The organism is Streptomyces sp. bgisy130 (assembly GCF_057708345.1).
Map to the genome: position 1 here is coordinate 217625 of NZ_JBYISA010000008.1, position 26765 is coordinate 244389.

General features: G+C 68.7%; 16 protein-coding genes and 1 pseudogene. 4 read left to right on the top strand and 13 right to left on the bottom strand.

Annotated features, from left to right (window positions below):
- Window positions 1-25: 25 nt before the first annotated feature.
- From AC3EUV_RS14160 to AC3EUV_RS14205, 10 genes and pseudogenes are all read right to left on the bottom strand, one after another.
- Window positions 26-337, bottom strand: coding sequence for a pore-forming ESAT-6 family protein (locus AC3EUV_RS14160; RefSeq protein ID WP_432141884.1), 312 nt, complete (start codon window positions 335-337; stop codon window positions 26-28).
- A 48-nt stretch (window positions 338-385) separates the two neighbouring features.
- Window positions 386-718, bottom strand: a complete 333-nt coding sequence (locus AC3EUV_RS14165) for a hypothetical protein (RefSeq protein ID WP_432141885.1) — start codon at window positions 716-718, stop codon at window positions 386-388.
- Window positions 719-910: 192 nt separating this feature from the next.
- Window positions 911-2329, bottom strand: coding sequence for a DUF6177 family protein (locus tag AC3EUV_RS14170; RefSeq protein WP_435603026.1), 1419 nt, complete (start codon window positions 2327-2329; stop codon window positions 911-913).
- Between the two features lie 82 nt (window positions 2330-2411).
- A complete protein-coding gene (gene eccCa, locus AC3EUV_RS14175) occupies window positions 2412-6386 on the bottom strand; it encodes a type VII secretion protein EccCa (protein WP_435603027.1) in 3975 nt (1324 codons plus the stop codon).
- A 37-nt stretch (window positions 6387-6423) separates the two neighbouring features.
- The gene (locus tag AC3EUV_RS14180) at window positions 6424-7662 is read right to left on the bottom strand and encodes a MinD/ParA family ATP-binding protein (protein ID WP_435603028.1); all 1239 of its coding nucleotides are present in this window, start codon (window positions 7660-7662) and stop codon (window positions 6424-6426) included.
- A 60-nt stretch (window positions 7663-7722) separates the two neighbouring features.
- On the bottom strand, window positions 7723-9036 hold the full coding sequence (eccD, locus tag AC3EUV_RS14185) for a type VII secretion integral membrane protein EccD (protein WP_435603029.1): 1314 nt from the start codon (window positions 9034-9036) through the stop codon (window positions 7723-7725).
- A 234-nt stretch (window positions 9037-9270) separates the two neighbouring features.
- Window positions 9271-9537, bottom strand: coding sequence for a hypothetical protein (locus AC3EUV_RS14190; RefSeq protein WP_435603030.1), 267 nt, complete (start codon window positions 9535-9537; stop codon window positions 9271-9273).
- 591 nt (window positions 9538-10128) lie between these two features.
- On the bottom strand, window positions 10129-10884 hold the full coding sequence (locus AC3EUV_RS14195; protein ID WP_435603071.1) for an ATP-binding domain-containing protein: 756 nt from the start codon (window positions 10882-10884) through the stop codon (window positions 10129-10131).
- Between the two features lie 3 nt (window positions 10885-10887).
- Window positions 10888-11286: pseudogene (locus AC3EUV_RS14200) on the bottom strand (AAA family ATPase); the annotation flags it as partial.
- Window positions 11287-11366: 80 nt separating this feature from the next.
- On the bottom strand, window positions 11367-11534 hold the full coding sequence (locus tag AC3EUV_RS14205; protein WP_435603031.1) for a hypothetical protein: 168 nt from the start codon (window positions 11532-11534) through the stop codon (window positions 11367-11369).
- A gap of 103 nt (window positions 11535-11637) precedes the next feature.
- Here AC3EUV_RS14205 and AC3EUV_RS14210 point away from each other — a divergent pair, with 103 nt between their 5' ends.
- From AC3EUV_RS14210 to AC3EUV_RS14225, 4 genes are all read left to right on the top strand, one after another.
- Window positions 11638-13788: an ATP-binding protein gene (locus tag AC3EUV_RS14210; protein WP_435603032.1), complete on the top strand. Its 2151-nt coding sequence runs from the start codon at window positions 11638-11640 to the stop codon at window positions 13786-13788.
- A 174-nt stretch (window positions 13789-13962) separates the two neighbouring features.
- Entirely contained in the window at window positions 13963-15282 is a 1320-nt protein-coding gene (locus tag AC3EUV_RS14215) for an SUKH-4 family immunity protein (protein WP_435603033.1), read from the top strand.
- A gap of 117 nt (window positions 15283-15399) precedes the next feature.
- Window positions 15400-16239 carry a hypothetical protein gene (locus tag AC3EUV_RS14220; RefSeq protein ID WP_435603034.1) on the top strand — a complete coding sequence of 280 codons (840 nt, stop codon included), beginning with the start codon at window positions 15400-15402 and terminating at the stop codon, window positions 16237-16239.
- Between the two features lie 412 nt (window positions 16240-16651).
- Window positions 16652-17068 carry a hypothetical protein gene (locus tag AC3EUV_RS14225; RefSeq protein ID WP_435603035.1) on the top strand — a complete coding sequence of 139 codons (417 nt, stop codon included), beginning with the start codon at window positions 16652-16654 and terminating at the stop codon, window positions 17066-17068.
- 6 nt (window positions 17069-17074) lie between these two features.
- On the opposite strand, the gene AC3EUV_RS14230 is transcribed toward AC3EUV_RS14225, so the two are convergent.
- The 3 genes from AC3EUV_RS14230 to AC3EUV_RS14240 are packed head-to-tail and all read right to left on the bottom strand — an operon-like array spanning window position 17075 to window position 26764.
- Window positions 17075-19300: an SUKH-4 family immunity protein gene (locus AC3EUV_RS14230; protein WP_435603036.1), complete on the bottom strand. Its 2226-nt coding sequence runs from the start codon at window positions 19298-19300 to the stop codon at window positions 17075-17077.
- Window positions 19301-19358: 58 nt separating this feature from the next.
- The gene (locus AC3EUV_RS14235; protein ID WP_435603037.1) at window positions 19359-19628 is read right to left on the bottom strand and encodes a DUF6406 domain-containing protein; all 270 of its coding nucleotides are present in this window, start codon (window positions 19626-19628) and stop codon (window positions 19359-19361) included.
- Window positions 19625-26764, bottom strand: coding sequence for a toxin glutamine deamidase domain-containing protein (locus tag AC3EUV_RS14240; protein WP_488187965.1), 7140 nt, complete (start codon window positions 26762-26764; stop codon window positions 19625-19627). The genes AC3EUV_RS14235 and AC3EUV_RS14240 overlap by 4 nt, the downstream gene beginning before the upstream one ends.
- Between the last annotated feature and the right edge of the window lies 1 nt (window position 26765).

Genomic DNA, 26765 nt, shown 5'->3' on the forward strand with positions numbered 1-26765 from the left:
TATCTGTCGATGTGCTGAGGCCGGCTCAGCCGATGTTGTCGACCGCGGCCTTCGCGCGTGCGAGCGTCTGGTGCGCGGTGCCGTCGTTCTTCTCCAGCGTCGTCTTCAGCAGCTGGATGATGCTCCTGACCTCCTGCGAGGCGCGGTTCCAGCGCTGTTCCTTGCCGTGGTATTCCTCCGCGACGCCATCCGCGGCGAAGTCCGACATCGCTGCCTTCACCTGCGCGTCGCGCTCCGCGATCACCTGCTCCAGGCGTGCGATCACGGCCTGGATGTTGCCCTGCGCCTCCGCGGACGCACCCGAGTCGTACGAACGACGGTCCATGCCAGCAGCCATCACAATCACTCCCCCTGAGATCTGAGTACTTCTGTCGCAATCGGGCTGTCAGCGGCCCGAGAAGCGGGCCGCGTCGAAGTTCGCCGCCGACATCTGCGACCGGGCGTTGTCGGCCTGCTCCTGGTCGCCCGAGCCGAATGCCGTCTCCATGCCCGACTGACCGCCCACGATCGCGGCCAGCGCACTGTTCAGGGACGCAGTGATCTCGTCCGAGTGCGACTTGAACGAATCGAAGGCCGCCTTGCCCGCACCGTTGAACTTGCCCTCCAACGGCTGTGCTGCCTGCACGAGCTGGCGGATCAACGTTCCCAGTTCCGTGCTCGACCCTTGCGACTTCGACCTCAGGGTCGAGAGCGTCTGTGCCCCCATGTCGAACTTCATCAGGCTCCCCCTGCCGGACTTGACGATCGTATGTACGGTCATGCCTATCAACCGGGGCGTGACCAGTGCAATTCACAATCCCGATGCTAGGGCCAGGGTCTGACAATGGCTCAAAGCGGATAGGTGACTGCCCGCCACTGCATGCGGTGTGCTTCGCGCCAAGGCCCGGCTGCCGGCCCCGACCCGTACAGCTCACTCGCCCTTCAGATGCCGCATCAGGCGTTCGAAGTCCTGCCATCCCGACAGGTCCAACGGGTCACCCGGCAGCGGATAGTACATCGCAGGGCGGGTCTTCGGACCGAGGGGGACAGGCGGCTTGGACAGTGGCGTGTTCCGGGCGCGGTCGCCGGGCATCTGGCGCACCTCCTCCGCGCCGAGCACGAAGGCCAGAGGGACACCGGGCCCCTCGAAGCGGGGCGGAACGGCCAGGTCCCGGCGGGCTTTGCGGACCTGCACGAGCATCGACAGGAGACGGTGGCGGGTGGCGAGCACCTCCGCGACCCTGGGCAGGGACTCCACCGGCGGCTCCTCGTCGGGGCCGTAGCCGAACATCAGCGTGACGTGCTCCTCCACGCCCGCCTTCGTCCGGGTGACGCGCACCGTGGCCAGGCCCGGTCGGTCCGGGGTGCCGACCACCACGAACCAGGTCGGCTCCGGAGCCCGCTCGTAGGCGAGGTCGGTCATCTGGCGTGGCGACCAGGGGAGGTTGGCGGGTTCCGCGGTTCCCCACCCCGCTGGGGGCTCGCCGGTGAGTTCGCGCCATATCGACTCCAGCGCGCCACCGAGGACCAGACGCTCGTCTGCGGGGTGGACCGTGCGGAACGTAAGGGCCAGCTGCTGATCACCCGTGTCCGTGACCTCCTGGTAGGAGGCGGCTACCGGGGTGCGGGGGTCGTCGGCGGTCGCGTCGGCCGCCGCTACCGGTTGGAACATGCCGTCCTGCCAGCGCAGTACGGCTCCGGACTGCCCGTCGTAGTAGCCATCCCTCTCGTCCCGCACGACCCAGCGGGAGGGCCAGTTGCTCAGGCTGTCGCGTACGGCCGGGGAGAGCGTGGTTCCTGGCGGGGTGACGACCTGGAGGCCCAGCTCGGCGCCTGCCGCGGTCTGGATGGCGTCCTGGAGCCAGGCCGTCATGGCGATGACCGGGCGGTCCTGGATGACGACGGCGACCTTGTCGGTCAGGACGTCGACCGCGGGCTGTGCGGCGGCGGGCGTGGGTGCAACGCTCACGCCTTCGGTTTTCACCACGGCCAGGGACTGCGCGGCTTCGGGCGGCCAGGCGGAGCCGTCGGCCAAAGCGGCCAGCCGGGCCGCGAAGGTGCCCGCGAGCCGCTCGGCTTCTTCCACACCGGTGGTCGCGCGGGCCTCTGTCCACCAATACGGAAGCGGCGGCGGGGTAGCTCCGAGCAGCCGCTCGGCCTCGCCCGCGACCTGCACGAGCAGCGGTGCTTCGACGGAGACGAGGGGGCGTCCCTCCTCGTCGCACAGTCGCACGACGGCGCCCTCGCCCGCCGTGTCCACCAGCTTGTCGGGGCCTCCGGAGAGCAGTCCCGCGAGCATGGCCCACGGGTCGGGCATGCGCTGAGTGAGGGCAATGACGTCCTTGGTCATGGGGTCGTCCAGTCCTTCGTCGTTCGGGGCATGGATGCCGTACGTCTCGTGGTCCGCGTGGGCGGGAGAGCTCTCCTCGATGTCACGCGGGGGAGTACACGGTCTGGATCAGGCGGTTGGTCTGGCCCCTGCGGATGAGGACACCGCGGCCCGGCGGCTGCCAGGAGGCGTAGACGCCGGGGAACAGCTGGCCTTCACCGCGGTCGCCGGCCATGAGGAGCGCCGAGGAGCCCGACTCGCGCAGGCCCTGCACCAGGGGCTCGTAGATGCCGCGTGAGGCGCCCGCGACGCGGCGGGTGAGGACGAAGTGGAGGCCGATGTCGACCGCGGAGGGGATGTACGGCAGGAACGCGGCAAGCGGTTCCTGGCCGGCGGTGGTGAGTACGTCGTAGTCGTCGATGAGGACCACGATCCGCGGGCCGCCGCCCCAGCTGCCGGGTTCCAGATCCTCCAGGCGCGCGCTGTCTTCGGGCAGCCGCTTGTCCAATACGCCGGCGATACCCGTGGCCAGGCCCGCGCACAGCTTGGCGTTGTACGCGTAGCCCCCGTTGAACTCTTCGGGGATCGCGCCGCGCAAGCTGCGTCGGGGGTCCATGACGGCGAAGACCAGCTCGTCCTCGCTGTAGCGCTCGATCAGGCCGCCTGCGATGGTCTTCAGGAGATTCGTCTTGCCGCACTCGCTGTCGCCCATGATCAGCAGGTGTTGGTCGTGTTGGAACAGGTCGAGCAGAACGGGTTGGAGGGCCGTCTGGTCCAGGCCGATCGGCACCCGCTGGGGTTCGGCGACCGGACCCGGCAGGAGGTGGGGCTCCAGGAGGTGCGGCAGCACACGCACCGGCTGGGCGACCTCGCCGCTCCAGGTGGCGCGGATCGTCCGGGCCGCGCGCTCCAGCACCGCGCCCAGGTCCGCGGTGTCGGCGAGCGAGTCCGTACGGGGAAGCGCGACCTGCGCGAAGAGCTTGCCGGCGGTCAGGACGCGGCCGGGTTCGTCGGGCGAAAGGGTCACTGCCAGCTTGCTGTCGATGCTGGACTCGCTGGGGTCGTTCAGCCGTAGCTCGACGCGGGTGCCGAAGTTCGACTGGACGGCGATGCGTACGTCGTTCCAGCGGAGCATGCCCGCAACCACGTGGATGCCGTAACCGCCGCCGCGTTGGAGGATGTCGGCGACGGCGTCCTCCAGCTCTTCGAAGTCGTCGCGCAGCGCGCCGAAGCCGTCGATGACGAGCACGATCTCGGCGGAGGCCAGCTGGGGCAGCCGGCCCGCCGCGTGCAGGGTACGCAGCTGATCGACGGAGTCGATGCCGTGTTCGCGGAAGAGTTCCTCCCTGGCCGCGAGCATGTTGCGTACCTCGTCGACGGTGCGGGCCACCCGCTCACGGTCGACGCGGCCCGCGACACCTCCGACGTGCGGCAGGCCCGACAGGGCCGCGAGGCCGCCGCCCACTAGGTCGAGGCCGTAGACGCCGACCTCTTGCGGAGTGTGGGTCAGCGCGAGGGAGAGGGCGAGGGTGCGCAGGAGTGTGGTCTTGCCGGACTGCGGGCCGCCGATGACGGCGGCGTGGCCGCCCGCCATGGTGAGGTCCAGGTACCACTGGCCCTGCCATTGTCTGGCCGGATCGTCGAGCAGACCGAGCGGTACCTCCAGTGGGCCGCGGCGCCCCGCGAGCTGCATCCCGCGCGGGCCGACCTCCAGCGGTCCCGCGACCGTGTCCAGGGTGATCGCTTCGGGCAGCGTGGGCAGCCAGATACGGCGCACCGGACCGGCGGCGTTGGTGAGCTGCTCGACCATCACGCCCAGCTCGGTCGGCCCCATCTCGCGGCGCCGCACCGCAGGCTCCGCGGCGTCCGAATCCTTCGCACCGGTCGTGGTGTTGAAGGTGTCGTAGGGGAGGGCGAGGGGCCCGGTGTCCTCTTCCTCCCCCCGCCGTACGGGGCCGCGGTAGGCGCCCGAGACGTAGGTCGCCTTGAAGCGGTCGTAGTGGCTGGTGTCGACCTTGAGGTAGCCGAAGCCGGGCAGCGGCGGCAGGTGGAAGGCGTCCGTGGTGTCCAGGACCGTACGGGATTCGTCGGCGGAGAAGGTACGCAGACCGAGCCGGTAGGAGAGGTAGGTGTCCAGGCCCTTGAGGTTGCCGCCCTCGATGCGCTGGCTGGACAGCAGCAGGTGCACCCCGATGGAGCGGCCGATGCGGCCGATGGACAGAAACAGGTCGATGAAGTCCGGCTTCGCGGTGAGCAGTTCACCGAACTCGTCGATGACGACGAACAGATGCGGCAGCGGCTCCAGGTCGGGCCGCCGGCCGGCGCGCAGCGCGGTGTAGTCCCCGATGTCGGCGATGTTGCCCGCGTCCTTGAGGACCTGCTGGCGGCGCTTGACCTCGCCGGCGAGGGAGGCGTGGACGCGTTCGACGAGGCCGGCCTGGTTCTCCAGGTTGGTGATGACGCCGGCGACGTGCGGCAGATTCGCGAACGGGGCGAAGGTTGCACCGCCCTTGTAGTCGACGAGGACCAGGGCGAGGTCCTCCGGTGGATGCGTGGCCACCAGAGCGAGGACGAGGGTGCGCAGAAGTTCCGACTTCCCGGAGCCGGTGGCGCCGACGCACAGCCCGTGCGGGCCCATGCCGAGCTCGGAGGACTCCTTCAGGTCAAGGAGCACCGGCTCACGGGAGTCGTTGATGCCGATGGGGACGCGCAGGAAGGCACGTTCACCGCGCGGGGCCCACAGGCGCGACACGTCGAGGTGCGCCATGTCGTCGATGCCGAGCAGGTCGGCGAAGTCGACGGGCCCGGTCAGCGGTGCGTCGGTGAGCGATTCGGCGGACAGGCGCAGCGGCGCCAGCATCCGGGCCAGGCCCTCGGCGAACGGGATGCCGGCCTCGTCCACGGTGCCATGGGCGCTGACCGGCTCCTGCTCGCGCAGATCCTCAATGACCACCTGATCGCCGTCGACGGAAATCCGGACGCCGACCTGTCCGGGCTCCTGGACCCGCTGTTCGAGCAGGTGAAGGACGGTGACGCCCATGTCCCGCAGGCCGACCGCCTCGTCGGGACGCGGCAGCTCGACGGCGTCCTCGCCGTGTCCGTCGGCGACGACGAGCAGCCGGGAGGTCATCGACAGGGCGTCATTGCCGGACAGACCGCGCCGCACCTCTGCCGCATAAGAAGCGCGGCGGCGCAGTTCGGGGCCCAGCAGCCGGGCGAGTTGGGGTGCGGAGGGGGCGATACGGCGAGCGGCGACGGGGCCGTCGAACTGCTCGGTGTCGAGCAGATGCGGCAGCCACTTGGCCCACTCCCAGTCGGCGAGCCGGTCGCCGGGCGCGGCGAGCGCCATCGCCACGTCGTCGGGGGCGTGCAGGGCGGCGGCCTGGACGAGCAGGGCGCGCGCGACGCGCAGGCAGTCCTCGCGGGGGCCGATGACGCTGACGTTGCCGATGCGGTCGAGCGGGACGGTGAGCGGGAGTTCGGTGCCGGTACGGAAGCGGGCCATCAGTGCCGACGCCTCGTTGAGCATGAACCGGTCGGGCGGAGTGAGGACCGACGAGCCCTGCTGAGCGATCTGCAGATCGCGTACGGGCATCTCGCCGGTGCCGACCCGCACACGCAGGAAGTCGCCGTCGACGCGGCGGCGCTCCCAGAGGCGGGCCGGATCGCGCACGATGTCGTAGAGGGCGGCCGGGGGAGGGTTGAGGACATCGTCGTGCTCGCGCCGCCGCCGCTCGTCGTCGGAGAGCTCCTCGCGCAGGTCCTCCAGATAGGCGAGGAACGCCTCGCGCTGGGTGCGGCGGGTGCGCTGGGCCTTGCCACGCTGCGAGAAGACGAGCGCGACGGAGCCGATGACGGTGACGAGGAGGATGATCGCCCCGAGGCCGGCGAACTGGCTGTTACGGACGACCGTCATCATCACGACGGACGACATGACACCGGCGACGGGCAGCAGCGACATGGCGATGTTGCCCGCCTTCCCCTCGGGGAGGTTGGGCGGGGCCTCGATGATGCGTGCGGCGGAGGCGGCCGGGGGCCTGGTGGTCCTGGCCGGGCGGTGGATCAGTCGGGTACTCATCGTCGTCCGTCATTCGCGATCGGGCTTGGCATCTGGGTCAGTGACGCTGCTGGGAGAGGGAGAGCTGGAAGACGTCCGCGGCGAGGCGGGCAGCGGCTTCCCTGGTCGGGTGAGCCAGCAACTCGGTATGGACTCGGCCACCGGCTGCCAAATGCCGGTCATACGGCAGAACCTGGACGCCTACTCCCGTGGACTTGAGCTCCCGCGCCGCCTGGTCGAGGTCGAGTCCCGAGTGGGGCACCAGTTCGGTGAGCACGACGATCGTGCCGGTGATCACCTGACGGGGCAGCTTCTGCATCCACTGGAGCACCGAGTACGTACTGGTGATGCCTTCCGGCGTGGCGGGTGCGGTCAGGACGCGCCCATGGGCGGCGGCGAGTGCAACACGGGCAACTTCGGCGGGCAGTGTCTCGCAGTCGATGACCATCACACCGAAGTAGCGGCGCAGCGCGACCACGGCCCGCTCGTACGCCCGGCTGTCCAGCATGACGCCGATCTGGCCCTGGCTCGCGGGCAGCAGCCAGGCGTTGTCGGGGAGCTGGACGAGATAGCCGGTGACGTCGAGCAGCGACATGTCCGGCTTGACGATGTCCGCGATTTCGCTGGTGGTCCAGCGCAGCGACTCGGCTCCGAGCCGCACCGGCAGCGAGCCGAGGGCCGGGTCGGCCTCCAGGAAGAGGACCGGGTCCTGCCGGTAGTGCGCGTACGTGGTGCCGAGCAGCGCGGCGACGGTCGACTTTCCGGATCCACCCCGGATTGAGGTGACGGCAATCTGTCGGCCGGTCGTCACGGGCTGCTGCAGCACCGCAGCGGTGCGGGTGATCTCGGCGACCTCGCGCGCGGCTGAGGAGGAAAGCGTATGGCGTAGGGCACGTGCGGCACGCGCCGCAAGGGACTCACCGTGCCGCGGCTTGCTGCGCAGCGCGGCGGCCAGGCCGTCGTCCACCACGGGCCGCGAGGGGCAGCTGTGGGGATGGGGGCCCGGGGCGTACGTGGCTGGGGCCTGCTGCTCCTGCCGCTGTTCCGGGTACCCGGTCTGGTGCGGCCAGCCGCCCGGACGACCTGCGTGCTGCTCCTGCCCCTCGTGTGGGGAGCCGGCCTGCCGTGGCGCGACATCGCCATGGGCGGCGTCCGGCACCGGGGTGCCCTGCGCAGGCAATGCGTGGCCCGGCGCGGAAGCGCGGTACGCCTGCCCGCTGGGGCCCTGCGCCCCCTGCTCGGCGCCGCCCCTCAGGTCGCGCAGTACGTCACCCTGCCAGCCGTCTCCGCTCGGCATGCCTGTTCACCCCCCCACTCTGCTGCCCGCCCGCAGCGCCGGCACATCGACTCAGAATCGTCAGAACTGGTTGAGCAGCTGCCCGTACACACCGAACACGCCAAAGGCGAGCGGGAAGAGCCCCACCATGCCGATGGACTCGACCAGATCGCCCATGCGCCGCAGCCGCACCTGAACATGCTCGGGCACCTGCACCGCCAAAACGACCAACGGCAGCACCGCAGCCACACACAGCACAGACAGCGGCCCGACACCCCCTCCATGCTCCATCCACCACGTCACCAGGCGCACCACCAGGCACGACGCAGCAGCCAAGAGCGCAACAACCTCAACGACCAACGGGAACGCTCGCGCCCTCGACACCAGCACCACGACAACGAGGGCTGCCAGCATCACAGTCCATACAGTCGGCTTCTCGGCCAGCGTGAGCAGCCAGCCGGCGGAGGCAGCCGAAACCGCAGTGACGATCGTCGAGAAGGCAAGGCCGCGATGCGTCGCCGCAAGCGCGGTACCTACCTGGTGACGGCTGACAGAGACACCGCCCGAGCGGCGGTCATCGAGCGCGGTGAGCCCCGACGCCATCAATGCAAGCCGCGGCAGCACACCGAGCACCACCAAAGAGAAGACAGCCATCACTGCACCGAGCCGGGTCGGCTCACCCTGAACAGCCGCCACCGTCTCCCACACAAGGGCGATCGCGGCAGTGGTCACCGCACCGACGAGCCCGCCCTTGCCCACCGGAGAGAAGTATCCAAGGAACACAAGTGTCACGACCAGCGCACCCGCCACGGCAGCGAGCCGCGCGGTGCCCGGCCAGCCGAACGCATCGGCAGCCGTCCACGCCGTGAGAACACCAAGCCCGCCGGCCGCGAGCAGGAGCGCCGTCGCCAGTCCCCGGTTTCCCCGTCCGATCTTCGCGACGAGCGCACCAGCTGCCAGGAGCACAGGCGCTACAACTGACAGAGCACCGACCAGGGCGCCAAGCGGGAACTCACGGCGGGCGAGCAGCGCGGCGATCACGGCGAAGACGACCGTTGCCACACCCGCACTGGCCCGGCGCGCAGCAGGACGCCAGCGCCAAGACCGCAGATCGAGGTCGTCAGCCACCTGATCGGTGACGTCGTGCACCACGGGAGCCGGCGGCGCGGAATGCGTCGTCACCAGCCGGAGCACGGCGCCGTCGGCTACCCCGGCCGACGCCAGCGTGCTGTCGTACGACAGGACAGAACCGTCGGCCGTAATCAACTGCCGAGCTAGCGGCCGCGTCGAGGGACGATCGCCCAGCAACGGCAGGACATCCGGGATCAGTTGCCCTATCGGCGTATCGGAGAGCAGGACGACATCGGCCCGGCGTCGCTCGCCGACCAACGTCACTCGGCTCAGTTGCGCTCGGGAACTCGCTGCTCTGTTCACCACTTACCGGAACCTATCATCGCAGGATTGACGACCTCTCAGCTCAACCGGCCATGCCTCTGTGCCGCTGACGTCCCTCCCGACCCCACGTCAGAGGAGGCGGAACACCTCTGCCGTCGCGCAGAGCTCATCGCGTATGTCGTTTGGTACCGCAAAACCTGTCCGAATCCGATCCGTGGAGTCCTGGGATCTCGCCTACTTCGTCGGCTGCCCGTACTGCTGCATCTGACGCTGCTGCTTCTCCTGCTCAGCCTTCTGCGTGGCCAGCGTGTGCTGAAGGAACGACCACCCCACGCACCCCGCGCACAGGACAGCCGTGATCGCGATCCCCGCGAAGACCTTCCCCAGCCGCTCGTCCGCCGTACGCCGCCCCCGCTGCACGCCGAACAGCAAGGCGTCCCGCAACCTGCGTCGCCGTACCGCCACCGACTCCAGCAGCTGACTGTCGTAATCCCGCGCCATTTTCCCGTCCGTCGCCTCAATTCGCCTGCGCGTCAGCCATGTTCGATGAACCTCGACCATGTGCGGTGCTTCGCCGGCAGCCTCCCCGAAGCCCTCCCACATGATGGCCCACTTCTGGGGCTGTCGTGAGCAGGCGACTCGTCGAGCACCTTCATATGCCGTGCTTGTGGCCTGGTGGTGTGTGCGGTACTCGCCTTGGGTCGGCGCGCAGCCGAAAATGCTGACACACGGTCGGTGGTCGCGGCCCCCGCGTCAGCACGGCTCCGAGGCAGAAAGCTCTCGGCCCCCGGCTCACCGAAGAGCCACCTCCTCGTTCATGTAGCCTCCCGTTCGCGAAGTTGTTTTCCAGCCACTGCTCTATCTCGCTAGGCCAGAACCGCAGTTGTTGCCCCACGCGGAAACGGATCGCGGCCTTACCAAACGGCTCCGTAGAACACCATCTGGACCCACGGGCCGTGGTGGTCTCCTCCTGAGAGGAAGTCCACAGCGCTGCAAGGCCCTGTCCAATACCGATGAGGCACCTCCGACCTACACCTTTCGTGTCGACTGGGAGGTGCCCCGCGGCGCCGCAGTTCCTATCGCTGCCGGCGTCTACGGCAGCTGGCGCGTCTTTTGGCGCTTCGGTCGCTTCTCAACAGGGACCAAACCTCGGCGGATCTTCATCAGATGCTCGTCTTTCGTGTTCTCGCGCACTGCGAGACGACTCAGGATTCGATGCTGGGTTTCCGGCGTCCAGAACACTTCGAGACGCTCCCGAGCGCGTGTGATCGCGGTGTAGAAAATGCTGTGGGAGATACTCTCCTCGTTGGCATCCGTGATGACAACCTTTACTGACTCGTACTCAACGCCCTGTGCCTTGTGGATCGATACGGCGTAAGCGATCTGAAACGGCACCATGGTGGTGACAGAGTCATCGTCGCTGTTTCCGCGCTCGAAAACGTCGAACTGGACAGTCGATCCTTCCACCCAGCGCAGACCTGTGAAGAGCACATCGTCCTCAGTAACATCCCGTTCGAGATTCACATCGAAAGTGATACGGCCGGGCTCGCGATCGATCTTTACGATCTTTCCCTTCAGGTTGTTAAAGATGACTGGACTGAACCGATCGGACTCGTTGAAAAGTACTGGATCTCCGACCTTGTATGTGGACTCGCTCCATGTCACGGCCGGATTCGGGTTGCTTGCCTGTAGGAACCGGTTAACGTTGTTGATGCCATATAGGCCGTCATAGTTCAGGCAGAGCACGATCTCGTCGTCGCTTCGATGTTGAAAGAGTGAGTCTCCCAGAACCGCCGAGTAGTCATTCTTGGAGAGCGACTCCTCGATGTGGTCGTCCAGGTTCCGCACCCTGCTCCAAAGTGTGAGAAGGCCCTGATCGGTCATCCTGAAGGGCTCTGTGAGTTCGAATACAGACTCGCTCGGGATGTACGACCGGATGATGCTGAACCAGTTGCCGAACTCGATCGACTCGATCTGGTAGACGTCGCCAACAAGCACGAGCAGATCGAAGGATGCATTCTCAAGTACATCGAGCAGGCTTGCGTTGCTCACGGTGCTGCACTCGTCGATTACCAATACGTCGTACGTTGATCCGAACGACGTACCCTTGCGTACGTGCTTGCTGATCGTGCTGAACTCAATGTTCGGCGCCTGTACTCGTCTCTTTAGGTTGTCGACGGCCGGATTGGTATGCGCCAAAAAGAGCTTTCGCGCGTCCTCGAAGTAGTTCGCGATGTGATTCACCATCGTCGATTTTCCAGCAAGTGCTCAGCTCATGCGCCCGGCCTGGTCATCCGGAGGCCGCAAAGGGCACGTTGCTTGGCGGTTCGCTACGGAAGCGCGTTCACGTCCACCTGGCGCCAGGGCGCCCGGGCGTCGGTTTCGGCGATCAGGTGGTCCTGCGTGGCGGCGGGAAGCGACCGGTCGTCGGTGAGACGGATGTGGGTGCGGGTGATGGTGCCCCAGGTGTCGGCATGGACCTGTGCGTCGGAGATCATCGCCGCTGGGGAGAGTCGTCCGGCTGGAGGATCGCCTCTAGGATGAACGGCGTCCGGTCAACACGATGTGACGGTGCCGGGCGGACAGGACAACGGGGAGACAATGACCAGCCCGACCCAGGCCCCAGAGCAGGCCAACGCCCATGAGCACCACCCCTACATCGGGGGTCGCAATGCCGCGTTGCGCGCGCTCACCGGGTGGCGGATGGAGCGGCCGGGCGCGCCTCGGGTCGTCATCCTGACCGGAAGCCCGGGGACCGGGTGTTCGCGGCTGCTCACGGGGTTCCTGATGCTCTGCGACCCGGAGTATCGCGAGGGGATCGAGCTGGACGCGCTCGATCCGGCGACCGTGCCTCCGGACCTGCCCGCACCCGCCGTGCCGAGCGTCGCCGGGCTGACGGCAGCGCAGATCCTGTGGCTGCTCGCCGATCACTACGGGTTGTCCGCGACCCGCACCGCCGACATCTTCCCCGAACTCGGTCAACTCCCGTCGTCCGGGCGGCCGGTGACGATCGTGGTGCCGGATGTGGATCGGGCCGGTCCGGTGCGGGGGACGGGTGAGCCCGCGCGCGTGGTGCGGGACGTGCTGACGCCCCTCGCCGCCGTCGAGTCCATACGTCTTCTCGCCGACGTGCCCCGGGAGTTCGCCGTCGAGCTCGCCGAGGGCCTGCCGCCCGGCGTGGCCCAGATCATCGACCTCGACGCGCCCGAGTGGGCCGACCCCGAGGGGCTTGTGCTACAGGCCGAGGCGTTGCTCAGCCCCCAATTCGGCGCCCCGGCGCTGCCGTTCACGACTGAGCCTCACGCTCGACGCGTGCTCGCCGAGGCGATCGCCCGGCACGCGGGAGACGGCGCGGGCAGCCGTCTGACCGTGCATCTCGCCGTGCAGTCGATCCTGATGCACCCGGAGGGGTTCGACCCGGAGGAAGCGGACCAACTGCCCGGCAGCGTCGGCGAAGTGCTCGATCTGCACGCCGAGCGACTCGACACCCACCCCCGCACCCTGCGGCAGATACTCGCGCCCCTCGCCCTTGCCGAGGGCGACGGCCTGCCCGTGCACCTGCTGATCCCGCTCGCCTCCGCCGTCGCCGAGCGGGACATGAGCGAGGACATGGCGCGGGGCATGCTGCTCGTCGCCCCCTTCATCCGCCGCATCGAGAGGGACGGCGAAGGGATCCCCGAGGACGAGCGGACGGTCCTCGGATTGCAGCACCCGGGTGTCGGCGAGGCCGTTCGGGCAGGCATTCCGGATGTTCCGGGAGCTCAGGCGCGTATCGCCATGGAATTGCTGGAGGCCGTACCCCATCAGGACTGGGCGAAGGCAGGGGCGTACGTTCGCGATCACATCGCGGGACACACCCTGGAGGCCGGATTGCTCCCCCGGCTCCTCACCGACCCCGGCCTGTTCGCCCACGCCGAGCCGGTGCGGTTGCGCGCCGCGGTGGAGGCCGTACCCCCGGAGCAGCTGGACGCGCCGGCGCGCACATATCTGCGTACGGCCCCGCTGCTCACCCGCACCCAGGCACCCGCCATCTTTCGAGCGGCGCTCCTGGAGACCGCGTTCGTCGAAGACGGACTGCCGGAGTACGCGGCGGTGTTGCGCCGCATAGTGCCCGAGCTTGCCTGGCACACCCTGTGGAGCGTGCCGGTCGCCGGGGTCGACGCAGTGACCGTCGGCAAACTGCCTCCGTCCGCGGCCGCGTCGGACAGCGCCGCGGAGGCTGCTGCGCAGCAGGAGCCTGCGGAGTCGGCCCCGGTCGCCGTCGCCGTGAGCGCGGTGCCTCAAGGCACCCCGGGGGCGAGCCCGTTGAAGGCCGACGATCCCAACACCCCCGCCCTGCTGGTGCAGGACCTCGCCACCGGCTCTGTCATCGATGCCGACCCGACCCAGATCCTGCGCCCCTCGGATGACGAGCGTGCCACGGGGCCACTCGGGCTCAGCCGCGGTGCCGACTATGTACGCGTCTGGCGGCGCGGCGAGCAGAAGGGCGACGAGGAGATCGTCACGACCCTGATCTCCGCCACGCCCTTCACGGGAACCGACCTCTCTCCCGACGGCATCCTCCTCGTCGCCACGGAAAGCGGTGTGAAGGCGCTACAGATCCGCCCGGCGCAGCCCTCTGCCACGACCGTTCGGCGCTCCGTACCCGACCCCCGGGCAGCCGAGCCCGAGCCCGTACCGGCCCCCGAGCCGAAGCCGGAAGCCGCACAGGCTCCACAAGCCCCCGGGCCGGATGCCCACCCGGCCGCCTGACACCCACCCACCGCAGACCGTTAGCCTCGAAGGCTCGAAGGCCCGAAGCCTCTCGAAGGCGCCCGCGTCAGACCGCCTGTATCCAGGCCCACTCGGACGAGGGCCGCGGAGCGCGCCCGGCACCGACCCCGGCCGCATCGGCCCCGTCCGCCCGAAGACTCGAAGGGAGTTCCCGTGATCAGCCAGGAGCAGGCGCTCGCGACCGCCGAGGGGTGGCTCAACCCCGAGGGGCAGGAGCGCCGTGAAGTGCGGATGCAGGAGTTCGATCTGGGCTGGGTGGTGTGGGCCGCGGCCCCGCCGGTCGAGCGTGACCCGGTCACGGGCAAGCGCCGGCCGCCGGCCACGATCGGCCACTCCTGCGGTGTGGTCGACCGCCGCACCGGCGAGCTGAGCACCTGGCCGTCCGTGCCGGTCGAAGAGGTCGTGCGGATGTATCAGCAAAAGCACGGCGGCGGCCAGGAGACCGCGCCGCCCGCGCAGCCGCCGGTCACCGGCCCCGGCAACACCACGGTCATCACCTACGTCGACCCGCGCACCGGCGAGGAGACGAGCCTCTTCAAGAACTCCGCCCCCGGTCTGCCGCACTCCGAGTTCCAGGCCATGGCGGAGATCCAGAGCCTCGGTGTCCCCGCGCAGAACGTGCTCGCGATCCACACCGACCTCAGCTCCAGCCTGCTCCCCGGCGGGTACCCGGGCCGGCTGATCGGCCGTGTCTACCCCCACGCCCGGTTCTCCTGCACGCAGGAGTACGGCCTGCGGGGCGAGGAGCGCGCCGAGGCGATCGCCGGGCTGCTCCAGCACGTCGAGATGGTGCACCAGATCGCGGGACAGCAGCCGCCGCCACGGCCACACCGCGCGCCGGTGCCGACCGACGTCGAGCCGGCCGAGCCGCTCGGCGATGTTGCCCTGGGCCGCGAGCTGACGGAGACCTTCGGCGTTGACGACGTACGTCGCTACGACGCCGACGACGTGGCGGGCACCCCGCTCCCCGAGGCCACCAAGGCCACGCTGACAGGGGCCGGGCTTCCGACCGACATCCCGTTCTTCTTCACGGCCGACAGCCCGGAGGCGGAGCTTCCGGCCGGCCTCTTCGGTAATGCCGCCGCGCATCTGCGCGAGGTCGGCTCCCAGGCGAGCGCCGACTCCCTCGCGTTCCTGGAGGGCCACGTCAGGATCGGCACCGACGGGGTCGCTCTGATCACCGTCCAGTGCACGGGGTCCGATCTGGCGGGTGAGCCGGTCGGCCAGCTCTGGGCCGTCACTCCGGAAAGCGGCGCGGGCCGCCGCGTCAACGCCTCGGTGTCCGCCTTCGCCCGCTCCCTCGCGCTCCTGCACACCACGCGCGAGGAGATGATCGCGCTCGACCCGATCATGGCGGGCAGGGCCGTCGCCGACTTCCAGGATCAGCTTGTCGCCATCGACGCATCGGCCCTGGACGACCCGGGGAACTGGTGGTCGGTGATCGTCGAGCAGATGTGGCACGGGTTGTTCTGATCGACTCCCATCGCCTTGGAGGACGGGACACGCCCTACCACCCGCGGCTCAACGGACGCGCCTGATCGGACGGCGAAAACGGCCGCGACAGCCAAGACGGGGAAGGAGTACCGGACCATGGGCCGGGGCTACGAAGTGGACGGTTACACCGCCGAGCTGGACGACGATTTGCAGGTCGTCTACCGCAATCCCCGCGGCAAGAAGCTTCAGCAGGCACCCGGCCGGCTCGCGGACACCGAAGGCGTACGCCGGCTGTACCGGCTGCGGCGGGCGCTGACCGGGCACCGCAGGCACGCGCGCCTACAGGCCGAAGCCTGGGCCACCGCGGGCACGCGCGTGCCCATGGCCCTCGCCGACTCCGACCCCGTGTGGTGCGAGGCACTCGACGACGCCGGCGTCGAGCCGGCGGCGGACCCGCCCGCACCGGATGCCGACGAGGCGGCGCTGATCGCGCGGACCTACGCCCACCCCGACGACCACACCATGACGCTCCTGCTGAGGGCCCCTTTCGCACGCCATTGGGACGCGCTGGTGGCGTCGCAGGAGGACTGGGCGCTCACGGACACGTTCGCGACCGGCATCCGGGTTCCCGGGGACACGGAACTCACCTTCCCCGAGCGGCTGATGGCGGCGCACCCCGGTCGGGAGCAGGAGGCCCTGGAGGCGGCCTACGCCTTCGGCTGGAGCCTTTGGGGCAGTCCGCTTCTCCACAAGTCCATTCTGGAAGGTGACTTGGCGCACCGGGCCGCGACAGCACCCGGATTCCTCCCCGACTTCCTCGACGAACTCGCCGACATGTGCCTGAAGGCGGGCGGACAGCGCAAGGAGCACGCCACCGGGTACTTCACGCGCGCCAGGAACGCCGAACGCGAGCACCACACCAAGCCCGACGAGCGATGGCTTGACGCCCGATACGCTGCGCGGGCGACACGGACAAGTTCTGGGTCGACGCCCTGAAGGGGAAGGCCCTGGAGCTCCTGGTCGAGCGACGCCCGGAAACGGTGCACGACGTACTGCGGCTGACCCCCGACGACGCGAACAGCACGGAGGACTGGCTGTCGCTGCTCCGACGAAGCGGTGCCCTGGCCTTGTTGACGGGCGAGCGCCCGGGACTCCCCGCCGGTGAGGTGGCCCGCCTGCTGCACGACTGGCTCGCGAGCGAACCGACTCGGCGTGCGCGCAGTGACGAGCTGTACGACCTGGCGGTACGCCTCGCCCCACGCATGGCGGCCGACGCCGTTCCGGTGCGCCTGCCCTGTCCCGCGCCCGACCGCAGGCGGGCCCCCATCCCTACCACCGTCACTATCGGCCGCACCGGGAAGCGGAACTCAACAGCTGGCGCAGCACCCCGGGCATCTGCCGTACGCCCATGGGCCGTGAGGTGCTGTGCGCATGGCTGAACCGCCAACGCGAGCGCCTGCGCGCAGGGCTCGACCTGAACGGGCTCGTGCACCTGCTCGCCCCCTTCGTGCACATCGGCGGCGTTGTCGACGAGCTGCTCAATGACGAGGCGGCGGCACGGGAGTTCGCGTCCGTGGACGTGGTCGCGCTGGTCCTGGCCGACCTTCCGACCGAGGCCGACCATCCAGCGATCGAAGGGCTGATGGCAACGATGCGTCCCGAGGACCTGATCGGCGCCAGGCCCATGCCGGGCTTGGGCACACGGATCGGCGAGACCTTGCCCGACCTGTCGGAGTTGCAGGTCGCCCAGGCTTGGAAGGCGCTCCAGACGGGGGTCAACTGCCAGGAGGGGCTGAGGCGTCTCGTCGCCCGACTCTCCGACTGATCGGTGTCACTCGTTGTGGAGTACGTACGACCAGGCGGGCTGCTCACTGCCCGTCTCGTCGACTTCGGCCAGCGCTCCCAGGACCCAGTAAGTGATCTGTCCCCGCTCGGAGCTGCCTGGAGGAAGGAGGGCACGGGTGCGGAGCCCGGTGACCCACAGCGCGACCATGGTGAGGAAGCTCTCCAGGCTGCGTGCAGCGGGAAGCCCGGCCAGATACTCCTCGTCGGGCCCGGTCGGGACGCGCAGGATGTGTCCGGTGGGCCCGTCGATGACGATTTCGCCTCCCATCCACTTGCCGATCTGGAAGAAAGGCCCGCGTTCCGCCACGGGTTCGACATCACCCGGCCAGCTCACCTCGTCGAAGAGGTCGACTTCCCAATCCCCGTATGGCAGTAGCGCCATGGCGCCCTCGTTCATGTCCGGCAGGCCGAACTCGGTGCAGAGCTCGCGAGTCGGCTGATGGGTCAACTCATCGGGAAATTCCTCGGATTCGGCCTCGTAGATGTCGTCTTCGCTGAAAAGCGCGATCAGGTCTCTGTGGTTCGGGGGAGTGGCATCAATGGGGCGGCTTGGGCCCGCGTCCGCGTAATCCCAGGACAGGGGCTGTTGCCGGGAGCCGAAGGTGTCCGAGGGGACCACGCCGTCCGCTGACTGGATGGCGATCAGCCCCAGGTTGCCCCCGAACACGACGACATTGCCCACGGTCAGTGAGGTGCAGGGAAGCAGGAACGCGTTTTTGCTCCGAGGAGGGGACGACGAGTCGAACAACTCACGGAGGTGTGTGGGATGCCTGGAACGCTCGCCGGCCTGTGAGGCCGATGGGGTCGGTGTCGTAGTCGCCGGGGGAAAGGCCAGGTCCGTGCGATGTTCCTGCGGAATCTCATCCTGCTCCCAGGGACCTGCGACGAGCTCACCCGTCTCCAAGTCCCGGACGGAGACATACGGTTGTGGCGATCCGTCTACGGTACGCTGCTGCAACCCGGCAATGGCGGACCGTCCCTGCCGGCGCACTTCCGCCAGCCTGACGAACCTGCCCGCTTCGAGGAAACGCGCATGGTATCCACCCGGCGGCCGCCAGTGCACCCACTTCGTACGCCAGGGAAGTGAGACACCGGACGAAGCCACGGACGACGCGAATTCGAGATCGTCGCGTGACCAGGCCATCAAATGCAGCCAGGAAGCCCACTCACCCTGACTTTGCGGTACAACTCCCCATCCCCACAAATGAATTGCGTCGGCGGCGGGACTGTTTCCGGGGATGACGAAGCTGCGGCTTCGCGCTGAGTCCATGAGTGCGGTCTGCGGTAGATGGGCCACCGTACGGCCATCGCGCAGGAGTTCTTCGTACGTCCCCGCCTGCACGGCGTGCATGGCGAGCCCAGTGGCCGCGTACAGGCCGATGGCACCGTGCTTGGCCCACCCCTCGGGGTGGCGGAAACCCGGAGCCGAGCGCCTCAGCCAAGCAACCACATACCCATTGACGCGGGAGAGGTCGGCAGATTCGATCTCCCGACGCAAGGTCTCGGCCAGGCCCTCGTCGACGAAGGAAACCCCGAGAGGCCCGAGCCGGAGAATTCCGGACCCTTCCCTGGCGAATCCGGCGAGTTCGTCCTCGGATGCCGCTTCACCGGTCAGCGCGGTGACGAGTTGAGCCCAGACGGGGACGGGTACGAAGCGGGGCTCGGCCAGGGCCAACGCCCGTACAGCAACGGACTGTGTCACCGCCGGCAGAGACTCGACGGCCGCCGCGGACAGCCGAAACACCGCCCTGGGATCCACGCGGGCCGGCAGCAACTCGGGAGCCACATGGACCATCACAGCCAACTTGCCACGCGCCAGCCACGGAAGCGTCAGGGTCACCAACCGCTCGGGCTCGTACGACCGCCGTGTCGGCCCGGCACGATGGGCGTTGACGACCAGCAGCAACCGCTCCTCGGGCCACGAGCCGAGCGCGAAACGCCAGTCGTCCCGCTTGTCCGCGGACAGATCGACTTCGAGCGCGGTGAGGGCCTGCTGCATGATCTGCTCGGCGGTGAGACCGGTGGCGTCGACGACGACACTGCCGGGCAGGTGCTCGTGTGTCTCCCGCATGACAGCCGAGGCGTCATGGCCGTCCGGAGCGACAAGAAAGGCCACCTGGCCGCCGAGTCCACCCTCACGCCACCATGCGCCGACGCGACCGGCGACCTCTTCCTCGGGGATTCCGGGGGTGTCGGTGGTTGGCTCGGGCATGGTCCTCCTCAGTTGCGCGATGACTCCTCGACCCTACGCGTGGTGGGCGGTGGCGGAATCAGGCCGGGGCAGCCGCGACGCGGCGCAGCTCCACGACCCAGTCGTCCTCGCTCGGCCAACCTGTCAAGTCGGCGAGCTGCCACGTCTCGTCGCCCACGGGGAAGGTTTCACCAATGCGGAGGATGTGAGTCTGCTCCTCGGTGGCGAAGGCCACGAGCCGAACCCTGACCGCGGCGTCGGACTCCCTGTAGATGTCGTTCACCGAGAAGCTGGCGTTCCCGAGATTTCGCTGAATTCCTTGCCAGAGGCGAATCGTGTCAGCACTCACTTCTCATCCTCCAAAGATGCGTACTGGTTGCTGCAGTATTTCATGAATTCCTTGATGGTCAGCGGCTCGGGATGGTCCTTGTTGTGTGGGTTGCGCAACTGAATCAGGCCCTTTTCGTCGACCGAGACGATCTCGTAGGCGTGGGAACTCCGGAGGCCCTTCTCCATCTTGTTCTCCACACCCGTTCCCTTGGGGCGGGTACCGATAACGACCGGCCTGCCGCTTTCCGTGAGCTCCCGCAGGTGGGCCAGGACTTGCTTTTCCGGGCTGCGGCCGTGCATATCGTACTGCGTCGGGAAATCGTGGTTCTCCGACGGACGTCCCGTGAGCTGGGCGAGCAGCTCGGCACGGTCGCCCGATGTGGAGCCCTGGGTGATACGGGAGTAGCCCGTCAGCAGATTGCCGTCGAAGTCTTTCTTGCCGGGGAACTGCGACTCGTGCTCGCGCTTCTTGTCGTCCCAGAACTGGTCCAGGCCCGCGATGGCCTTCTCCATGATCGCCGGCCAGGCCACACCCGTGTTGTTGGCGTCGGCGTAGGCGGTGGTGTGGGGGAATTCGCTGTACACGGGTACGTCCGGGGTGACACGCACGGTCAGGATGCGGCCGGTCGGAGCCTGGTTGCCGTAGTTGTTGCGCCGCACCTCGTGGAGACGGACCTCGTAATTGCCGTCCTCCGTCTCCCGGATCATGTCCTGGAGGAGATCCGGGTACCTGCTCGCGAGGGCGCCCAAGGTGGCGATGATGCCGCAGTCGCCGATGGCACCCTGCTGCGTCTGCTCACGCGACGGAGGCCCGTCGAACAGCGGCGCGCGCGTCCCGTCGGGACGGTCCAGCGGAGTGCCGTAACGGTCGGGCTGGAACTCCGCCGGCTTCTTGTGGTTGCCGAAGCGCGGCTGGTCCACCTCAGTGGTGATCTCGGTGGGCTCGGCCGGGCCCGACTGGGTCAGGGACTGCCAGAGCTGCTTGAACCGGCCTCGCTTTTCCGGCTGGTTGTCCGAGGCGGGGGAGCCCTCGCGAGGCTCGTCGGCGGATGGGTTCGGGGCGCCGGCCTGCTCGCCCGCCCCCGTGGCGGCGGGGGTGGTGGGGCGCGGGGTCTCGCCCACGCCCGCGAGTGGGGTCTGCGTCTGCGAAACGTCGCGGTTCGAGTGCTGTGAGGCCGCCGGCGCGGATGTTCCGTTGTCCGCAGTTCCGTTGTCCGCAGTTCCGTTGTCCGCAGTTCCCTTGCCCGCAGTGCCGTTGCCCGCAGTGCCGTTGCCCGCAGTGCCGTTGCCCGCAGTGCCGTTGTCCGCAGGGGAGTTGACGCTCGCGGGGCCTGCCGATGGTGTGCGCTCGCTATCGGTCGGGTTGGTGGTCGGCGTGCCGGTGGAGTCCGCCGGGGGACGGCGGTCTGTGCCTGCGGGGTCGGTCGGGGGACGGCGGTCTGTGCCTGCCGGGTCCGATGGGGGTGTGCGGTTGGGGTCCGTGGGATGGGACGGGCCCGACTGAGGCGCCTGGGTGGGCGGTGTGTTCTGGTCGGGCGTGGGGGCCGGCGGTGTGTTCTGGCCCGGATTCGCCAGCGTCTGTGTCAATTGATCGACGAAGTTCAGGTGCTGCTGGATCTCCTGGTCCATGAGTTTGCGGTTGGGCGTCTTGTAGCCGTCCAATTCCTTCTTGATCTCGGCGTCGGTCTTGCCCTGGTCCCGCCGGGCGGCGCGCTCCTGCTCCAGCAACTCCTTGCGCTGAGGGTCGACCCGGTACGTCGTGCTGTAGTACACGGGCACCCCGTCCATCGCGTCGGAGTCGCGAATGGTCTTGGAGCAGTCCGCATGCCCGGACATGTCCTTGCGCAGACCGCAAGGCTCCCGCTCGGTGTACAGACCGGCGATCTTGTACTTGGGCTTCCCCTCGGGTTCCCTGCTGTTGTTGAGCTGGTCGACCCACTCCAGGATGTGACTTTCCGAGTGCCGTGGACGCACGGCATCCGAGGCGGCCGGGACCGAGGAGTCGATGATGTAGTGGCTCTCGCCGCGCTCGTCGACGACCTCCACCACCGCGTAGTTCTTGTCGGAGAAGTCCGGGGAGTTGCGCTCCGTCTCGTCCAACAGATCCCTGAGGTCCTGCGGGGCGTTGTCCTTGGGGCGAGCCGAGGCTTCCCGTCGGGTGGATGCCACGGACTCGTGATGGTCGTGCGCCGGGTCGATCTTCTGACGCTTCTTGGGCGGGGCGTCGGCGTACGGATCGTTGTTGGGCGCGGGTTCCGGGCTCGCGCCCACCGCGTTGTTCGCGTGGAAGGAGTGGCTCATCCGGCCCAAGGTCGCTAGCGCGGCGTACCGGTCACCGTCGTTCATCTGCGACCACGCCGGGTCGAGATGACGGCGCAGATCGCTGTCCTTGAAGTTGGTCGCCGGCATCGAGACGTTGTCCCGGTGCGCCCGCAGCGTCTCTTTGTGCTCCTTCTTCGCCTCCGCCAAGGCGTTCTTGGCGTCGTACAGTCTCTGCTCGGCAGCCGCCCGCCCTGCCTGATCGGCCTTCTTCAGCGCCCTCTTGGCGCTGCCGGTCTCCTTCTCGGCGTCGTCAAGAGCCTGCTTGGCGTCGCGGACGTGCTGTGCGGACTCTGCATGCTGCTGCCGTCGATCCAGGGACTCCTGCAGCAGATTGTGCAAGGGGGAGGGGGAGGTGGGCGGGTTGCCCTGGAGCTCGGCCCAGGCCCGCATCTGCTGCTGGACCGGCGCCAGATCAATCCGCCGTACCGCGTGCTCCCGCCGGAGATCCTGCTGTGATTGATCCGGAGGGAGGTTGGCATGCTGCTGGTGCGGGGCTTCCGGGTTGGGGAGGCTCTGGTTGCGCCGCTTGCGAGTGGCTTCCGCGCTGGGGTCGTTGGACCCAGGGGTCGCACCGGCCGGGCGCTGGGGCGATGTGTGGTCCGTACCGGCAGGTGTGGGCTGGTTCTGGTTCTGGTTCTGGCTCTGGTGCTGCGTGGTGGGCTGGTTGGTGGTCTGGATGGGGCGACGGTTGGCGTCCAACGGGATCGCGAAGACGCCGTTGTTGCCGCTGTGGAGCGGGGTGGTGCTGCTCTGGCCCGTCTGCGGGTCGGCGTAGACGATCTGGCCGTTGTGGTTGACCACGTTCCAGGCGTGGGCACGGCCGTCGGCGTTCTGGGTGATGATCACGGCCTGTGAGCCGTGGCCCTCGTTGAGGAGGGCGGTCTCCAGGTTGTTGTACGCGTCGCGGCCGTCGCCGAAGTCGTCGAACTCGGCGCCCAGGGCGTCCTCGATACGGTCGCGGCCGTTGGGCTCGGGAGTATCGGCGGGGGTGCCGTCCTCATGCGGGCTGCGGCGGGCGGCGACCGTGGGGTTGCCCGCGTACGACTCGACGAACGCCAGCGATCCGTCCGGGCAGTTGATGTCGCGACCGGACTCGTCGGGGTTCTGGCCGCGCAGATCGTTGACCCAGGTGCCCTCGCGCGGGTCAGGGGCCTGCTGGAACGAGCCGTCCTCGTTGCGCGGGAAGCGCTCTTGCTGCGCACGGTTGTCGGCGTCGGTGGGGTCGTCGTAGCCATCCGGCGGACCGGAGGGGCGCGTGGCGGTGGACGGGAAGACCGGTTCCCTCGACTCCGGTTGCTGGTTGGTGTCGTGAGGGTCCTGGGTTTCCTGTGTGTCCTGGGATTCCTGGCTGTCGTGGGTGTCCTCGGAATCCTGAGGGGCTTGGGATTCCTGGCTGTCCTGCGTGTCCGTCGTGTCCTGCGCGTTGTCGGGCTGCGGGCTGTCCTGGTCCGTCGCGTCCGAGTCCTGGGTCGCTTCCGGGCCCTGGGTCGCTTCCGGGTCCCGGTCCGTGGTGGAGTCCGTGTTCGGGGCGGTCTCGGATACCTGGTCCGGGTTGGACTTCGGGGGGGTGTTCGTGTCCGGAGTGTTCTGGGTGGACGGTTGAGGCGTCGACGGGGTCAGGAAGTACGGAGTGATCGGATTCCGGTTGGCATCCAGCGGGGTGTAGAAGACCTCTTGGGCGCCCAGGTGAATCGGATTCTCGCTGACGACGCCTGTTTGCGCGTCGACGAACAGGATCTGGCCGTTGTGGTTCACCGCGGCGAAGGCATGGCCGCCACCGCCGGGCCAGTTGACGCCGATCACGGCTGCCGACCCATGCCCGGCCTGCGACAGCTCGTGGGCGATGCGCGCGTACGGGTGGGGATGGTCGTTGCCCGCATACGTGCTGGGTGCGCCGGCCCAACGCGCCTGGTTGTCGACCGAGTCGCGCTCCGCGGAGAAGGTGTTCAGGCTGCCGTCCGCATTGAGGTCCAAGGTGCGCGGAGCGGACACCGTCGGGCGGCCGAACCATGTCTCGAGGAACGAGCGGGTGCAGTCGGCGCAGTTGTTGGACCGGCCGGGCACCCCCACGCCGCCGTCGTTCTGCAGACGGGCCCAGTTTCCCTGACGCGGGTCCGCGTACACCTGCGGGGTGCCGTCGGGGTTCCTCGGGTGGGCGTTCTCAAGGTCCTGCTGATGGGCGGGGTCGGGTGTGGTCAGTCCCTCGAACGGGACGTTCAGGTCGTTGCGGATGTCCGAAAGGTTGTCTGCCTGGGGCGGAGGCGGAGGCGCCGTGGGTTGCTGGGGCGCGCTGTCGTCAGCGGGGGGCTGGTTCTGATCGGGTGCCTGGTGGGTGGCGTCCGGCTGTTGATTGTCCGGCTGTTGGTTGTCCGGCTGTTGGTTGTTCGGCTGTTGGTTGTTCGGTGCCGGCATCCCCTGGTCGTTCGGCGTGGGAGTGGGGGACTCGGCCGGTGACTGCTGGTCCGTCGGATAGTTCGTCTGGTCCGTCGGACGGTTCGTCGGCTGATCGCCGCGCGGCGGCGTGGTCGGGCGGCTCGGTGTCTCGGTGCGCGGCGTCTGGGTGCGCGGCGGCGATGCGGGACGGTTCTGCTGGGTGTCCCGCGACGGCGTCGTGGGCCTGGTGCCCGGCTGTTCCGCGCGCGGCGTCGTGGCGCTGGGCGTGGTGGCCCGCGGTGTCCTCGTGGAGTTGCCTGCCGCCGGCGCCTGCATCGGGATCGGGCCGGCCGCCGGTGGTGGCATGGCACCTGGGGGCGACGTTGATGGTGTCGCGGACGACGGGGCCGCTTGCTGCGGGGTGCCCGCCTCACCTGGCTGCGTACCGGGGACCGGGGGCGCCGCCGTGGCGACGCTGCCCATGAGGTCCATGTTGTCGTCGTGCGGGCTTTGCGAGGTCGGTGTTGACGGTGTCGGCGCGTGGCCCTGACCAGGGCTGGGGTGTGCGGTGGGCGTGTTGCCGGGCATGGCACCGCTCGGCATGGAGACGCGGCCGCTGCCCTGGCTCTGGTTGTCGTTGTTGTTGCCGTCGTGGGAGTCGCCCGGCATTTGGCCCTGGGCCGGTGCGGGCATGGTGGTGGCCGAGTCGCGGTCGACCTGGTGCACGCCCGGTTCGGGGCGGGAGTTGTCGGGAGCCGGGGCCGGTGCGGCCTCGGGACGGTCTGTCTCCGGCGGCGGGGACGGCATGGGCGCGGGCTCGGTGTTGCGCGGGTCCGGGATCGACGCGCCCTGCTCCGGGGTGTGGACGTCGACGCCTTCCGGGCGGCTCGGGCGAGCGCTGTCCGCAGTGGTGTCCGGCGCCGGGGAGCCATCGACATCCGGCGTGGTGCCCGGGCCCTCGATGGGCGAGGAGTGGGAGGGCATGGACGGCTCGTTGCCCGGTGCCGTGGTCGACGGGGCGTCCGGTGTGCGGTCCGGACGGGCGGAGTCGGGGGCTGTGTCGGGGGCGGAGTCGGGGGCCGGTCCGCCCTGGGCATCCGGCCTCGTCGTGGTGGGCGGCGTGGACGAGTCCGGAGACGAGTCGGGGGTGGACGAGTCGTCGCCCAGAGGACGACCGATGCTCTCCTGGTAGGCCTGGGTGCCCACGTCGAAGGGGCTGGGCGAGTCGGAGCCACGGCTTGGTGCGGGCGAGGACGACGAGGCGCTCGACGAGTCCGGGCTGCCGGCGCTGTCCGTGCTGCTGTTGGACGGCGTACTCGAGGAAGAGGAGGGCGTACTCGAAGCCGACGGGCCATCGGACGACGAGGACGGGCTCGACGACGAGGACGGGCTTGACGAAGAGCTGTCCGAACCGCTCGACGGGGACGAGGACGACGGACCGCCGATATCCGGTGCCCTGCGCCCGGAGTCGCCGCTGCTCGAACTCGGCGAACTACTGGAACTCGGGGAGTCGCTCGATGAACTGCCCCCGTTCGATGATGAGGTGGACGAGTTGGGCGAGTTGGACGCGCTCGGCGAGTTCGACGAATTGGAGGAGCTGGGGGAGTTGCTGGACGAACTGCTGTCGCTGGACGACGAGTCGTTGGAACTGCTGTCGTTCGACGACGAATCGTTGGAGTTCGACGAGCTGTCGTTGCCGGAGTCCGACGACCCGTCGCCGCCGTCGTGTCCGCTGTTGGTCAGTCCGTGGCGGGCGCCATGCCCCGCGCGGGAGCCGGCGCCGTCGCGCAGGGACTCGCCGAAGGTGGAACCGGAATTCTTCAGGGCGTCCTTGCCCTCTTCGTAACCCTTCTTGGCGGTGCGTCCCAGGTCATAGCCCGACTGCTTGCCGAAGTTCTGCTCGACGGTCTGGGCGACCAGGTCAGTGACCATGGCTTCCAGAGCGGAGACAAAGGGTTCCTTGGCGGTCTCCAACACCGCCTGCAAGAGCTGTTGGGCTATCTCCTTGAGGAGTTTGCGCAGGATCATCCGTGTGGCGGCGGCCGCGCCTATCGCACCGAGTTCGGACAGACCCAGGGTGAAGGGAGCGGCGGCCTGGGCCGCGGCGATCTCGATCGCCAGGATGATCAACTGGGCGATCACCGCCACTTTTAGCCCGATGATGAGCATCGCCGCGGCGTCCATGCAGATGGCGATCAGCTCGGCGCCCTGGCGGGCGTCGTCGAAGTAGCCCGAGCCGTCGGCGAACTTGTCCCAGGTCTTGCTGAAGCCCTCGATGGAATCGCCGGCGTTCTCGGCGAGGACGTTGCCGGCGGCGCTCATGCCACGGGCCTGGAGGGCCTCCACATCGGCGGCGAACTGGCGCCAGGTATTGGCGCACTCCATCATCTTGTCTTCGTTGCCTGTGGGCCATTCGAAGCCACACATCTCGAGAACCCACTCAAGTGCGTTCGGCAGCATC

What these genes read in the sequence shown, in the direction of transcription:
- AC3EUV_RS14220 (WP_435603034.1), top strand. Translation starts at nt 15,400, where the DNA reads ATGGGCCGGGGCTACGAAGTGGACGGTTACACCGCCGAGCTGGACGAC.
- AC3EUV_RS14160 (WP_432141884.1), bottom strand. Translation starts at nt 337, where the DNA reads ATGGCTGCTGGCATGGACCGTCGTTCGTACGACTCGGGTGCGTCCGCG.
- AC3EUV_RS14230 (WP_435603036.1), bottom strand. Translation starts at nt 19,300, where the DNA reads ATGCCCGAGCCAACCACCGACACCCCCGGAATCCCCGAGGAAGAGGTC.
- AC3EUV_RS14190 (WP_435603030.1), bottom strand. Translation starts at nt 9,537, where the DNA reads ATGGCGCGGGATTACGACAGTCAGCTGCTGGAGTCGGTGGCGGTACGG.
- AC3EUV_RS14205 (WP_435603031.1), bottom strand. Translation starts at nt 11,534, where the DNA reads ATGATCTCCGACGCACAGGTCCATGCCGACACCTGGGGCACCATCACC.
- AC3EUV_RS14240 (WP_488187965.1), bottom strand. Translation starts at nt 26,764, where the DNA reads ATGCTGCCGAACGCACTTGAGTGGGTTCTCGAGATGTGTGGCTTCGAA.
- AC3EUV_RS14180 (WP_435603028.1), bottom strand. Translation starts at nt 7,662, where the DNA reads ATGCCGAGCGGAGACGGCTGGCAGGGTGACGTACTGCGCGACCTGAGG.
- AC3EUV_RS14165 (WP_432141885.1), bottom strand. Translation starts at nt 718, where the DNA reads ATGAAGTTCGACATGGGGGCACAGACGCTCTCGACCCTGAGGTCGAAG.
- eccCa (WP_435603027.1), bottom strand. Translation starts at nt 6,386, where the DNA reads ATGAGTACCCGACTGATCCACCGCCCGGCCAGGACCACCAGGCCCCCG.
- AC3EUV_RS14210 (WP_435603032.1), top strand. Translation starts at nt 11,638, where the DNA reads ATGACCAGCCCGACCCAGGCCCCAGAGCAGGCCAACGCCCATGAGCAC.
- AC3EUV_RS14170 (WP_435603026.1), bottom strand. Translation starts at nt 2,329, where the DNA reads ATGACCAAGGACGTCATTGCCCTCACTCAGCGCATGCCCGACCCGTGG.
- AC3EUV_RS14225 (WP_435603035.1), top strand. Translation starts at nt 16,652, where the DNA reads ATGGGCCGTGAGGTGCTGTGCGCATGGCTGAACCGCCAACGCGAGCGC.